Annotated in this window: 10 protein-coding genes; 1 reads left to right on the top strand and 9 read right to left on the bottom strand. The window is 72.5% G+C overall.

The window, feature by feature from the left end; translation table 11 throughout:
* Genes LQU92_RS09050 through LQU92_RS09040 form a run of 3 tightly spaced genes read right to left on the bottom strand, consistent with a single transcriptional unit; the run spans position 1 to position 3,829 of the window.
* Positions 1 to 420 carry a DUF1622 domain-containing protein gene (locus LQU92_RS09050; RefSeq protein WP_230780058.1) on the bottom strand — a complete coding sequence of 140 codons (420 nt, stop codon included), beginning with the start codon at positions 418 to 420 and terminating at the stop codon, positions 1 to 3.
* 59 nt (positions 421 to 479) lie between these two features.
* Complete coding sequence (locus tag LQU92_RS09045; RefSeq protein WP_230780054.1) at positions 480 to 1,898, bottom strand: MFS transporter; 1,419 nt, start codon at positions 1,896 to 1,898, stop codon at positions 480 to 482.
* 35 nt (positions 1,899 to 1,933) lie between these two features.
* Positions 1,934 to 3,829 carry an FAD-dependent monooxygenase gene (locus LQU92_RS09040; protein ID WP_230780051.1) on the bottom strand — a complete coding sequence of 632 codons (1,896 nt, stop codon included), beginning with the start codon at positions 3,827 to 3,829 and terminating at the stop codon, positions 1,934 to 1,936.
* A gap of 206 nt (positions 3,830 to 4,035) precedes the next feature.
* Between LQU92_RS09040 and LQU92_RS09035 the strand changes: the two genes are divergently transcribed.
* Positions 4,036 to 4,836: an IclR family transcriptional regulator gene (locus tag LQU92_RS09035; protein WP_230780048.1), complete on the top strand. Its 801-nt coding sequence runs from the start codon at positions 4,036 to 4,038 to the stop codon at positions 4,834 to 4,836.
* On the opposite strand, the gene LQU92_RS09030 is transcribed toward LQU92_RS09035, so the two are convergent.
* The 6 genes from LQU92_RS09030 to LQU92_RS09005 all read right to left on the bottom strand — a co-directional run bounded on the left by LQU92_RS09030 (position 4,830) and on the right by LQU92_RS09005 (position 11,655).
* Complete coding sequence (locus LQU92_RS09030) at positions 4,830 to 5,663, bottom strand: HpcH/HpaI aldolase/citrate lyase family protein (RefSeq protein WP_230780047.1); 834 nt, start codon at positions 5,661 to 5,663, stop codon at positions 4,830 to 4,832. The two genes, LQU92_RS09035 and LQU92_RS09030, sit on opposite strands and share 7 nt — an antisense overlap.
* Entirely contained in the window at positions 5,648 to 6,433 is a 786-nt protein-coding gene (locus tag LQU92_RS09025) for a 2-keto-4-pentenoate hydratase (RefSeq protein ID WP_230780045.1), read from the bottom strand. The genes LQU92_RS09030 and LQU92_RS09025 overlap by 16 nt, the downstream gene beginning before the upstream one ends.
* A 96-nt stretch (positions 6,434 to 6,529) precedes the next feature.
* Complete coding sequence (hpaD, locus tag LQU92_RS09020; protein WP_230780042.1) at positions 6,530 to 7,696, bottom strand: 3,4-dihydroxyphenylacetate 2,3-dioxygenase; 1,167 nt, start codon at positions 7,694 to 7,696, stop codon at positions 6,530 to 6,532.
* Positions 7,697 to 7,746: 50 nt separating this feature from the next.
* Positions 7,747 to 9,300 carry a 5-carboxymethyl-2-hydroxymuconate semialdehyde dehydrogenase gene (hpaE, locus tag LQU92_RS09015; protein WP_101851621.1) on the bottom strand — a complete coding sequence of 518 codons (1,554 nt, stop codon included), beginning with the start codon at positions 9,298 to 9,300 and terminating at the stop codon, positions 7,747 to 7,749.
* A 64-nt stretch (positions 9,301 to 9,364) separates the two neighbouring features.
* Positions 9,365 to 10,075, bottom strand: a complete 711-nt coding sequence (locus tag LQU92_RS09010; protein WP_058857262.1) for a GntR family transcriptional regulator — start codon at positions 10,073 to 10,075, stop codon at positions 9,365 to 9,367.
* A complete protein-coding gene (locus tag LQU92_RS09005) occupies positions 10,075 to 11,655 on the bottom strand; it encodes a fumarylacetoacetate hydrolase family protein (RefSeq protein WP_230780040.1) in 1,581 nt (526 codons plus the stop codon). Before LQU92_RS09005 ends, LQU92_RS09010 begins: the two co-directional genes overlap by 1 nt.
* Positions 11,656 to 12,011 lie beyond the last annotated feature (356 nt).

The raw sequence follows: 12,011 nt of genomic DNA, 5'->3' as shown, positions 1-12,011 counted from the left end.
TCAGCGCTCCGGGCGTACCGCGCCCTGCGCGGCGGCCGGGACGGACGTGCCGTCCGGTCCGCCGGTCGTTCCCGCCGGCTCCTTCTGCCAGGGCCAGCGGCCGCTGATCTCGAGCTCGAGGGACCAGCTGAGGAAGGTGCGGATGAGCACGATCAGCGCCAGCACCCCCACCGACTCGAAGGTGGGGGTGCTGGCGACCGTGCGGATGATGTCGGCGGCCACGAGCAGCTCCAGCCCGAGCAGGATCGAGCGCCCGAGCCGCCGGCGGTAGCGGGTGTAGACGGCGCGCCCGCCGGGGCCGGGCCGGACCAGCTCCGCCAGCGCCAGCAGCGTCGCCACCAGCGCGCCCACGACGATCGCCGCGACGCCCGCGGCGTCGACCGTCCTGCCGACGAGCTCCATCGTCGCGGAGAACTCCACCGTGCACCTCCTCCTCCCGGCGTCGTGCCGGCCGGGTCAGGAGGCCAGGATGGCACGGCTCAGCGCAGGCCGGGGGCCTCCTGAGCCGCGACACCGTCCGGCGCACGGAACGGGGCCGGCACCGGGCGCCTGTCGAAGACCGTGCTCCCGACCTCCTGCTCGGCCTGGTTGCTGATGGACAGGTCGATCCCGGCGCGGTTGCGGATCAGGCTGACCGCGACCAGGGCCACCGCGCACATCCCGATCAGGTACACGGCGATGGCGGACGTGCCGCCGGTGGCGTCGAGCAGCGCCTGGGCGATCATCGGGGCGAAGGCACCGCCGAGGATCGCGCCGATCGCGTAGGAGATCGACACCCCGGAGAAGCGGATGGACGCCGGGAACAGCTCCGAGTACAGGGACGCCTGGGGGCCGTAGGTCAGGCCCGTGCCGATGCAGATCAGGCCCAGCCCGAGATAGAGGTTGGCGAGGGAGCCCGAGTCGATGAGCAGGAACAGCGGCCAGACGGCGAGGATCAGCCAAACGTAGCCGATCTGGTAGGTGAGCCTGCGCCCGATGCGGTCGGAGAGGATCCCGGCCCCCAGCGTGGCGAACAGCCACACGGTGGCGGCGAACGTCATGGCCACCAGCACGTCGGTCCGGGAGAGCCCGACGGCGTCCGACGTGGCGTAGGCGGGGATGAAGCCGCCGGTGGACATGTAGCCCACGGCGTTGTTGCCCACGAAGATCAGGGCCGCGATGGCCACGAGGTGCCAGTAGTTGCGGAACAGCTCCACGATCGGGACGCTCGCCTGCTCCTTCTTCTCGGCGATCTCCCGGAAGACGGGGGACTCGTCCACGGCGATGCGCACGAAGTAGCCGACGGCGATGAGGACGATCGAGGCGATGAACGGGACCCGCCAGCCCCACTCGAGGAACTGCTCCCCGGGGGAGATCACCCCGGTCATCAGGGCGGTGACGGCGGTGGCCAGCAGCAGGCCCAGGGGCACGCCCAGCTGGGGCATGGACCCGGCCAGCCCGCGGCGTCCGGCCGGCGCGTGCTCCACGGCCATCAGGGCCGCCCCGCCCCACTCGCCGCCGGCGGAGACGCCCTGCAGGATGCGCAGGAGGATCAGCAGGATCGGGGCGGCCACCCCGGCGGACTCGTAGGTGGGCAGCAGGCCGATCAGGGTGGTGGCCCCGCCCATCAGGACGAGGGTGACCACCAGGATGGCCCGCCGGCCCACCTTGTCGCCGTAGTGCCCCGCGAGGAAGGCCCCCAGCGGGCGGAACAGGAAGGAGATCCCGACCGAGGCGAAGGCCAGCAGCAGGCCGATGGACTCCCCGGCTGGCTCGAAGAACAGCCGGGAGAACACCAGGCCGGCCATGGTGGCGTAGATGAAGAAGTCGTACCACTCGACGGTGGTGCCGACGAGGGTGGCGGCGGCCACCCGGCGCTGGTTGGCCCGGTCGGAGTGTCGGGTTGCGGTCACGGTCACCTCTGGGTCGTTGCTGGCGGAGAGCGGGGGCGGGATCAGGCGGTGTAGATCCGCTCCAGGAACTGGGCGAGCTCGGCGGTCGCGCCCAGGGGCAGCACGTGGGCCACGTACTGGTCGGGCCGCACGAGCACCACGACGCCGTCGCGGCTCAGGCCGCGGGCCTCGAAGATGTCGTCGGCCGGGTCCACGGCCCACACCTTGTTGAGGTCCGAGAGCTGGAACGGGCCGACCTTCGGGCGGAAGATCGACGGCGTCCGCATCAGCTCGACCTCCTCGTGCGGCTGCTGGTAGACGACGTGGACGTCGAACAGGGCGTCGAGGTCCTTGCCCTCGGGGGTGAACCGGTGCACCGGGGACTCGGGCGAGTCCATCCACTCGGCCCACGCCCGCAGCGCCGAGTCCGGCGCGGAGGACACGGCGGCGTCGGCGAAGGCGTAGACCCGCCAGCGGCCGTCGGCGGTGTGCTGGTGGCCCAGGTGCTTGGGGTTGGTGTCGCACACGCGCTTGACCGGGTGGGCCTTGAAGCGCTTGCCGAGGGGGAAGCCGGCGGCGAGGTCCTGGTGCACGGCCTCGCCCCGGAGCAGGCTCACCGGGTACTCGGTCATGAAGCCGGCCGGGAACTCGGCGGTCTTGACGTAGAAGTCCTCCAGCGCGGTCGCGCTCTCGAGCTCCTCCGGCTTGGCCGCCATCATGGAGGACCACTCGCGGTCGAAGTCGATGAGGTCCTGGGCGATCTGCTGGCGCTCGGCCGTGTAGGTGGCCAGCAGCTTCGCCGGGGCGATCCCGCTGAGCACCTGGCCGAGCTTCCAGCCGAGGTTGAAGGCGTCCTGGATGGAGACGTTCATGCCCTGGCCCGCCTTGGCGGAGTGGGTGTGGCAGGCGTCGCCGGCGATGAACACGCGCGGGTCGCGCTGTCCGGCCTCCTCGACGGGGACGTCGTCGAAGCGGTCGGTCACCCGGTGGCCGACCTCGTAGACGCTCCACCAGGCCACGTCCTTCACGTCGACGCTGTAGGGCGAGACGATCGCGTTGGCCTGGCGCACGATCTCCTCCAGCGGGGTCTTCCGGACGGCGCGGGCGTCGTCCTGGCTCACCTCGCCGAGGTCCACGTACATGCGGAACAGGAAGCCGCCCTCGCGCGGGATGAGCAGGATCGAGCCGTGCCGGGACTGGATGGCGCACTTGGTGCGGATGTCCGGGAAGTCGGTCTCGGCCAGCACGTCCATCACGCCCCAGGCGTGGTAGGACACGGCACCGACGTGCTGGGCGCCGATGTCCCGGCGGACCCCGGAGCGGGCGCCGTCGGCGCCCAGCACGTACTTGGCGCGCACCACGCGCTCCTCACCGGGGTTCGTCCCGGACTCGGGGCTCTCCCCGGTGCGCCTGAGGGTCACGGTCACGGGGTGCTCCCCCTCGCCGACCTCGAGCTTCACGAACTCCCAGCCCCAGTACGGCTCGGTCCGGGACGGGGCGTTCCTCGCGTAGCGGGCGAAGTAGTCCAGCACGCGCGCCTGGTTCACGATCAGGTGCGGGAACTCGCTGACGCCGGCCGGGTCGTCGACGGTGCGGGCGGTGCGCACGATGTGGTCGGGGTTCTGCGGGTCCGGCTTCCAGAAGTTCATCTCGGTGAGGTCGTAGGCCTCGGCGGTGATCTCCTCGGCGAAGCCGAACGCCTGGAAGGTCTCGACGCTGCGCGCCTGGATGCCGTCGGCCTGGCCGATCTCGAGGCGGTGCGGGCGGCGGTCGATCAGGCACGTCATGACGTCGGGGAAGGCGGCCAGCTGGGCGGTGGCGGTCATCCCGGCGGGGCCGGAGCCGACCACGAGCACGTCCATGACCTCCGGCAGCTCGGGGGACCGGTCGATGCCGACCCCCGCGGCGGGCTGGACCCGGGGGTCCGTGGACACGTAGCCGTGGTGGTGGAACAGCATGGGGCCTCCTGGGGCGACGGCGCGGAAGGAACGAGCCAAATGTTCTATAATCGAACACGTCGTTCTTTTATCGAACTCTTGGTCGGGATCATATACGGTGGGTGACCGCCCTCACAAGACCCTGCGACGCCGCTCATGGTGCCGCACGGCCACCCGCCGGCCCGGCCACGGGGACAGCACCGGACCGCCCACGGAAAGAGGCCACGATGACCGCTCCGGCAGAGCCGCCCGTCCGGGCGCCGGCGAACAGCACGCCGGCCGCCCCGCCGTCCGGGAGGGCGCAGGACCGCTCCCCCGCGCCGCCCTCGCAGACCCTCTCCCGGGGGCTGCGCATGCTCGAGCTGGTGGTCTCGGCGGAGGAGCCGCCCACGATCGCCGACGTGGCCGGCTGGCTCGGCGTCCACCGCTCGATCGCCTACCGGATCCTGCGCACCCTGGAGAGCCACGGCCTCCTGACACGGGACTCCACCGGCCGGCTGATCGGCGCCCCCGGGCTGGCGGTGCTCGCGCGGGGGGTGCAGCAGGACCTGCAGTCGGCGGCCCTGCCGGAGCTGACCACCCTGGCCAACGAGCTGGGGATGAGCGCCTTCGTGGCGGTCTGGGGCCAGGAGGAGTGCATCACGCTGGTCACGGTGGAGCCCTCCCGCGGCCAGGCCGTCACCCAGCGCCCGGGCACGCGCCACCCGCTGGACCGCGGCGCCCCCGGGCTCGCGGTGCAGGCCGGCATGGACCCGGAGGAGCTCGCCGAGCTGACCGGGGGCGTGCGCCCCCGCGCGGAGGTGGAGCAGACCCGGCAGCGCGGCTTCGCCGTCAGCAGCAACGAGGTGCTGGACGGCGTCTCGGCCGTGGCCGTCCCCCTGCGCGTGCCCGGCCACCTGCCGGCGGCGCTGGCCGTCGTCTACGCCACGCGCAGCCTCGACGTCGAGGCGCTGGGGCGGCGCCTGGCGCACAGCGCGGGCCTGGTCGCCGCCCGCCTGGGACGGCGACCGGGCCCGCCGGATCAGTAGGACCCGCGCGGGGCGGCGCCCGGCTCCGCCGGGGCGCACCAGGCGTCGGCGAGCGCCTCGGTCCCGCGGGCCAGCAGGGCGACGTCGGCGCCCACGTTGACGAAGTCGGCGCCGGCGTCGAGGTAGTCCTGGGCCTGGTCGGGCACGAAGGCGTTGACCCCCACGAACTTCCCGGTCCGCCGCACGGCGGCGATGACGTCCTTGACAGCGGCCACCACGTCGGGGTGGGTCTGCCGGCCGAGCAGGCCCATGGAGGCCGCGAGGTCCGAGGGCCCGACGAAGACGCCGTCCACCCCGTCCACCGCGGCGATCCGCGCGGCCGCCGCGACCGCGGCCGCGCTCTCGACCTGCACCACGAGGGTGAGCAGGTCGGCGGCGCGCTCGAGGTAGTCGGGGACCCGGTTCCACCGGGCCGAGCGGGCGAGCGCCGAGCCCACCCCGCGCACCCCGCGCGGCGGGTAGTGCACGGCGCGCACGGCGGCCTCGGCGTCGGCCGCGCTGTTGACCATGGGCACCACCAGGGACTGGGCGCCGAGGTCGAGGTACTGCTTGACCAGGACCTCGTCCAGCCCGGGGAGCCGGACCACCGGGACGGCGCCGTGGCCGGCCGCGGCCCGCAGCTGCGCCTGGACCGTCTCCAGGCCCAGCGGCGCGTGCTCGGCGTCGATGAGCAGGTAGTCCAGCCCGGCCGAGGCGCAGATCTCGGTCACGGTGGGGTCCCCCGAGCAGACGAACATCCCGGCCGCCGCGCGTCCGCCGCGCTCGGCGCGGGCGGCCTCGGTGAACAGGTCCTTGAGGCTCGGCGGGAGCTCTAGACGAATCGGCACGTGACGGTCCCCAGCTTCCCGTAGTCGGCGTGGACGGTGTCCCCGGCGTGGACCCACATGGGCCGGGTGAAGGAGCCGGCGAGGACGATCTCCCCGGCCTCCAGGCGGTCGCCGTGCCCGGCGATCCGGTTGGCCAGCCAGTGCACGCCGTTGGCCGGGTGGTTCAGCACGCCGCAGGCGACCCCGGTCTCGATGATCTCCTCGTTGCGCGAGAGCGCCCCGGCGATCCAGCGCAGGTCCACGGCGTCGGGGGCGACCGGGCGGCCGCCGATGACCATGGAGCCGAGGGCGGCGTTGTCCGAGATGGTGTCGACGATGGTCCGGCCCTGCATCTCGATGCGGGAGTCGAGCACCTCCAGGGCCGGGACCACGTACTCGGTGGCGCGCAGCACGTCGAAGAGGTTCACCCCGGGGCCGGCCAGGTCCTCCTTGAGCACGAAGGCCAGCTCCATCTCGATGCGCGGGTGGGTGTACCGCGCCCACTCGTAGACGTGGCCGGACTCGACCACCTGGTCGTCGAAGATCACCCCGTAGTCGGGCTCGTCGATGCCGGTGGCGTCCTGCATGGCCTTGGAGGTCAGGCCGATCTTGTGGCCGGCCTTGCGCCGGCCGGCCTCCTCCTGGCGCTGCGCCCAGATCCGCTGCACCGCGTAGGAGTCCTCGATCTCCATCTGCGGGTGGCGCCGGGTCAGCAGCGGCACGGGGGTGCGGTCCAGCCCGGCCCGGTGCAGCTCGTCGGCGATGGCCACGTGCGTGTCGTGGTCCAGCATGTGCTCTCCTGTCTGTGCGGTGCGGGGGCTCTGTCCGGGGCCACGGCGGCCGGCCGGCTCCGCGCGGAGCCGGCCGGCCGCCGTGGCCCCAGGGGCTCAGAGCTGGTTGCCGATCTTGAAGCCCTTGGCGGCCTCGCCCTTGTAGCTGCCGGACTCGTCGCCGGCGCGGGTGTAGGAGAACCCGTCGGCGCCGATGGTGACCTCCATCTCGGAGTCGTCGGTGCGGGCCACGACCTCCTTCGGGTTGCCGTCCAGGTCCAGCACCAGGGAGGCCTCGGTGTACCAGGACGGCACGACCGGGTTGCCCCACCAGTCGCGGCGCTGGTTGTCGTGCACGTCCCAGGTGACGACCGGGTTGTCGGGGTCGCCCGTGTAGTAGTCCTGCGTGTAGATCTCCACGCGGTGCCCGTCCGGGTCCCGCAGGTAGAGGTAGAAGGCGTTGGAGACGCCGTGGCGCCCCGGGCCGCGCTCGATCATGTCGGACATGCGCAGCGCGCCGAGCTTGTCGCAGATCGCCAGGATGTTGTGCTTCTCGTGGGTCGCGAAGGCCACGTGGTGCATGCGCGGGCCGTCGCCGCCGGTCATGGCGGTGTCGTGCACGGTGGGCTTGCGGCGCATCCAGGCCGCGTACACGGTGCCGTTGTCGTCCTGGATGTCCTCGGTGACCCGGAAGCCCAGGTCCTGCATGAACTTGGTGGCCCGCGGCACGTCCGGGGTGACCTGGTTGAAGTGGTCCAGGCGGACCAGGGAGCCGGGGGTGTACAGGTCGTAGCGCCAGGCCAGGCGCTCGACGTGCTCGACGTCGTGGAAGAACTCGTAGGGGAAGCCCAGGGGGTCCTCGACCCGCACGGAGTCGCCGATGCCCTTGGTGAAGCCCTCCGGGCGGCGCTCCACGCGGCAGCCCAGCTCCTCGTAGAAGGCCACGGCCTTCTCCAGGTCCTCCGGAGTGCGGACGCGGTAGGAGAAGGCGGCGACGGCGGCCACCGGGCCCTGGCGCAGCACCAGGTTGTGGTGGATGAACTCCTCCAGCGAGCGCAGGTAGACGGTGTCCCCGTCCTCCTCGGTCACGGTCAGCCCGAGCACGTCCACGTAGAAGTCGCGCGAGCGCTTCAGGTCGGTCACCACGAGCTCCATGTAGGCGCAGCGCAGGATGTCGGGAGCCGGGGCGGAGGGGGTCGGGACGGGGTTGTCGGCGGCGATGGGCGCCTCCTGCGAGACGTAGAAGCCCGAGGACGTCATCGTCCGGTCGTCGAGGTGGGTCATGGTGCTGTCCTTGCTGTGAGAAGGGGTGGGTGTCGTCCGGGCGCGCGGGCTCAGGCCTGCAGCTTCTCGGCGGCCTGCTCCTGGCGGCCGAAGACCGGGTTGTGGACCTCGCCCAGGTTGATGTGCACGGCCTGCTGGTCGGTGTAGAAGTCGATCGAGCGGTAGCCGCCCTCGTGGCCCAGGCCCGAGGCCTTGACGCCGCCGAACGGGGTGCGCAGGTCGCGGACGTTGTTGGAGTTCAGCCAGACCATGCCGGCCTCGACGTTCTGGGCGAAGTTGTGGGCCCGCTTGAGGTCGTTGGTCCAGATGTAGGCGGCCAGCCCGTACTTGGTGTTGTTGGCCAGCTCCAGCGCCTCCTCGTCCGTGTCGAACGGGGTGATGGCCACGACCGGGCCGAAGATCTCCTCCTGGAAGATCCGGGCGTCCGGGGCCACGTCGGCGAAGACGGTCGGGCGGATGAAGTTGCCCTCCGGGAACTCCTCGGGGCGCCCGCCGCCGGCGGTCAGGCGGGCCTCGCCCTTGCCGATCTCCACGTAGGACATGACCTTCTCGAAGTGCTCCGGGTGCACGAGGGCGCCGACCTCGGTGCTCTCGTCGTGCGGCAGACCGACCCGCACGCGCTGGGCCTGGGCGGAGTAGCGCTCCACGAACTCGTCGTAGACCCCGCGCTGGACGAGGATGCGCGAGCCCGCGGTGCAGCGCTCGCCGTTGAGGGAGAAGACGCCGAAGACGGTCGCGTCGATGGCGGCGTCCAGGTCGGCGTCCGCGAAGACGACGGCCGGGGACTTCCCGCCCAGCTCCATGGACAGCCCCTTGAGGTGCGGGGCGGCGTTGCCGAAGATGATCTGGCCGGTGCGGGACTCCCCGGTGAAGGAGATCAGCGGCACGTCCGGGTGCTTGACCAGCGAGTCGCCGGCGTAGCCCTCCTCGCCGAAGCCGTGGACGATGTTGAACACGCCCTTCGGCAGGCCGGCCTCCTCGAAGATGCCCGGCCACAGGGAGGCCGAGAGCGGGGTGAACTCGGCCGGCTTGAGGACCACGGTGTTGCCGGTGGCCAGGGCCGGGCCCAGCTTCCAGGACTCGAGCATGAACGGGGTGTTCCACGGGGTGATCAGCCCTGCCACGCCGATCGGCTTGCGGTTGACGTAGTTGACCTGCCGGCCGGGGACCTTGAAGGCGTCGTCGTGCTGGGCGACGATCAGGTCCGCGAAGAAGCGGAAGTTCTCCGCGGCGCGGTGGGCCTGCCCGAGGGCCTGCTTGATCGGCAGGCCGGTGTCGTAGCACTCCATCTCGGCCAGGGCCTGGCCGCGGCTCTCGACGATGTCGGCGATCCGGTGCAGCACGCGGGAGCGCTCCCGCGGGAGCATGCCCGGCCAGGGGCCGTTCTCGAAGGCGTCCTTGGCGGCGGCGACGGCGGCGTCGACGTCGGCGACCTTGCCCGAGGCGGCGGTGATGTAGGCCTCGTTGGTCACCGGGTTCAGCACCTCGAAGGTGTCGCCGTCGAGGGAGTCGACGTGCTCGCCGGCGATGTAGTGCTGGATCTTCTCGGGCAGGTCGGCCGGGGCCCAGGTGCGGGCGTCGGTCGTGGTGTTCTGGGTGTTCACAGGGAGTCCTTCCGGATCGGGAGCGTCGTCGGGTTCGGGTGGGGCCGGGCGGGCCCGGGAGGGCTCAGCCCGTCCCGGTGCCGGCGGGCAGCGCGGCGAGGTAGGCGTCGAGGGTGTTCATCCGGTGCTGGCGGGCGGCCGCCTCGACGACCTCGAAGGGCGCCTTCTCGGCGATGAGGTCCAGCAGCCGGTCGTGCTCCTCCACCGAGGCCTGCGCCCGTCCGGGGACGTAGGCGAAGGTGGAGGAGCGCAGGGCGGCCAGGCGGTTCCAGCCCCGGTGCACCAGGTCCAGGATGTGCGCGTTCTGGTGGTGCTCGTAGAGCGTGGAGTGGAACTGCTTGTTGAGCTCGGTGAACTCCACCGGGTCGAAGTCCTCGAGCGCCCGGCGCATCCGCCGGTTGATCTCCCGGGCGCGCTGGAGCTCCTCGTCCGTGACCAGCGGGGCGCACTGGGCGGTGGAGAAGCCCTCCACCAGCGCCAGCGTCTCCATGGTGTAGCGGTACTCCACCGGGTCGATGCCCACCACGGTGGCGCCCACGTTGCGCTCGTAGGCGACCAGTCCGTCCTGCTGCAGCCGCCGGACCGCCTCGCGCACGGGCACCACGGACATGCCCAGCTCGGCGGCCAGCTGGGCCAGCACGAGGCGGCTGCCCGGGGCGAAGCGGCCCTGCTGGACGCCCTCCAGGATGGACCGGTAGGCCGTGTCCGCCTTGGACGGCGCCGCGGGGGCGCCCCGCTCCCCCGGGGCGGGGCCGGCGTGCGGGACGGCGGTCATCAGGGCCGCTCCGCCCGCTGCCGGGACGCCCGGTACTGCTCGTACTTCTGCTTCCACTCGGCGTTGGGCGGGAACAGCCCGTCCACCGGGTGGCCCTCGGCCACGCGGTCGTACACCCAGGCGTCCTGCTGCTCCTGCTCGTGGGCGGCCTCGACGACCTCCTCGAGCAGCGACGGCGGCACGACGACGACGCCGTCGTCGTCGCCGATGACGATGTCGCCCGGCTGCACCGTGGTGCCGCCGCAGGCGATGGTGCCGCCCACCTCCCAGGGCACGTGGCGGCGGCCCAGCACGGCCGGGTGCGCGCCGTTGGAGTAGACCTGGATGCCGACCTCGGCGACGGCGGCGGAGTCGCGGACCCCGCCGTCGGTGATCACGGCGGCGGCGCCGCGCACCTGGGCGCGCAGGGCCAGGACGTCGCCGAGCGTGCCGGTGCCCCTCTCACCGCGGGCCTCCATGACCACCACGTCGTCGGGCTGCACCGAGTCCATGGCGCGCTTCTGCGCGTTGAACCCGCCGCCGTGGGCCGTGAAGAGGTCCTCGCGGTTGGGCACGTAGCGCAGGGTCTTGGCGTAGCCGAGGATGCGCCGGCCGGGGTGGGTGGGGCGCACGCCGTCGATCGTGGCGTTGTCGATGCCCTTCTTCCGCAGCTGCGCGGTGATGGTGGCCACCGCCGTCGCGTCGATCTTGGCCCGCAGCTCGTCGGTGAGCAGGGTGCGGTCCGGGCGCGGGGTGGAGGGCACGTAGTGGTCGCTCTCCTCCGCGCCGCCCCCGGCCTCCTGGACCGGCGGCAGGCCGGCGGCCTCGCGGGAGCCCCACGCCTCCTCGCGCTGGGTGTCGTCGACCTGCGGCTGCGCCCCGTACGGGGCCATGGCGTGCTCGCCCGCCACCACGCGGGTGACCAGGCGGCCGCTGGAGGGCGCCCCGGGTGCCCCGGGCGCGTCCACCTCCACCTCGACGACGTCGCCGGGCCGGGCCACGGAGGACCCGGCCGGCGTGCCGGTCAGGATGACGTCGCCCTCCTCCAGCGTCATCAGCTGGGAGAGGTCGGCGACCAGCCGGCCGAACGGGAAGACGAGGTCCTCGGTGGTGTCCTCCTGGACGAGCTCGCCGTTGACCCAGGTGCGCACGCGCAGCCCGGCGGGGTCGACCCGGTCGGCCGCGATGACCTCCGGGCCCAGGGGCGTGTAGCCGTCCCCGGACTTGTTCTTGACGTTGGAGCCCTTGTCCGCGTGCCGCAGGTCGTAGAGGCCCCAGTCGTTGGCGGCGGTCACGCCGGAGACCTTGGACCAGCCGTCCTCCGGGCGCACGCGGCGGCACGTCTGCCCGATGACCAGGGCAATCTCCCCCTCGTAGGCCAGCAGCTCGGTGCCGGCCGGGCGCTCGATCGTGTCGCCGGTCCGGGCGATCGAGGTCCCGGCCTTGAGGAAGTAGCCGGGGAACTTCGGGGAGCGGCCCCGCTGGGCGATGCGGGAGGGGTAGTTCAGGTGCAGGGCGATGACCTTCCCGGGGCGGTGCGCCCTGTCGGTGAAGTCAACGGGCCCGGTGGTCCCGGCGGAATCCGGTGTCGTCTCTGCCATGCCGTCCTGCCTTCGTGGTCGTCAGGTCCCCGGGTCACCGCGTCCGGCGGTGTGTCCGGGATCTCGTTGCTCAAGATCGTATCTGATACGAAGCATCCGGACCAGCCCTCTGCGGAAGTTTTCCGACGCCCTCGGATGCCCGCACCGTGGGCCCGCTCCTGCCGATTACCGCAGCAAAGTGTTCGCTAATTCCGGATCCCCTGCTACTGTGAGCCGCAGCGCACTCGGGTGAGGCGATCCTCACCGGAAGTGCCCTGCTCCGCCGGTGGCCCGTCCCCCGGTCACCGGCGGGCTCCGTCGCCGCCGGCCGGCGACCGGGGAGACCGGCTCTCGCCACCCGGTCCACCCGGGCGCCG

Origin of the sequence: Kocuria sp. LUK (genome assembly GCF_021012935.1) — a bacterium.
Classification (GTDB): domain Bacteria; phylum Actinomycetota; class Actinomycetes; order Actinomycetales; family Micrococcaceae; genus Kocuria; species Kocuria flava.
Note: the sequence above shows the minus strand (reverse complement) of the source record. Positions and strands in the feature narration are given on the sequence as shown.

Excerpts from the sequence above, each read along its gene's own strand:
- LQU92_RS09040 (WP_230780051.1), bottom strand. The coding sequence starts at position 3,829 with ATGCTGTTCCACCACCACGGCTACGTGTCCACGGACCCCCGGGTCCAG.
- LQU92_RS09035 (WP_230780048.1), top strand. The coding sequence starts at position 4,036 with ATGACCGCTCCGGCAGAGCCGCCCGTCCGGGCGCCGGCGAACAGCACG.
- LQU92_RS09025 (WP_230780045.1), bottom strand. The coding sequence starts at position 6,433 with ATGCTGGACCACGACACGCACGTGGCCATCGCCGACGAGCTGCACCGG.
- hpaD (WP_230780042.1), bottom strand. The coding sequence starts at position 7,696 with ATGACCCACCTCGACGACCGGACGATGACGTCCTCGGGCTTCTACGTC.
- LQU92_RS09010 (WP_058857262.1), bottom strand. The coding sequence starts at position 10,075 with ATGACCGCCGTCCCGCACGCCGGCCCCGCCCCGGGGGAGCGGGGCGCC.
- LQU92_RS09005 (WP_230780040.1), bottom strand. The coding sequence starts at position 11,655 with ATGGCAGAGACGACACCGGATTCCGCCGGGACCACCGGGCCCGTTGAC.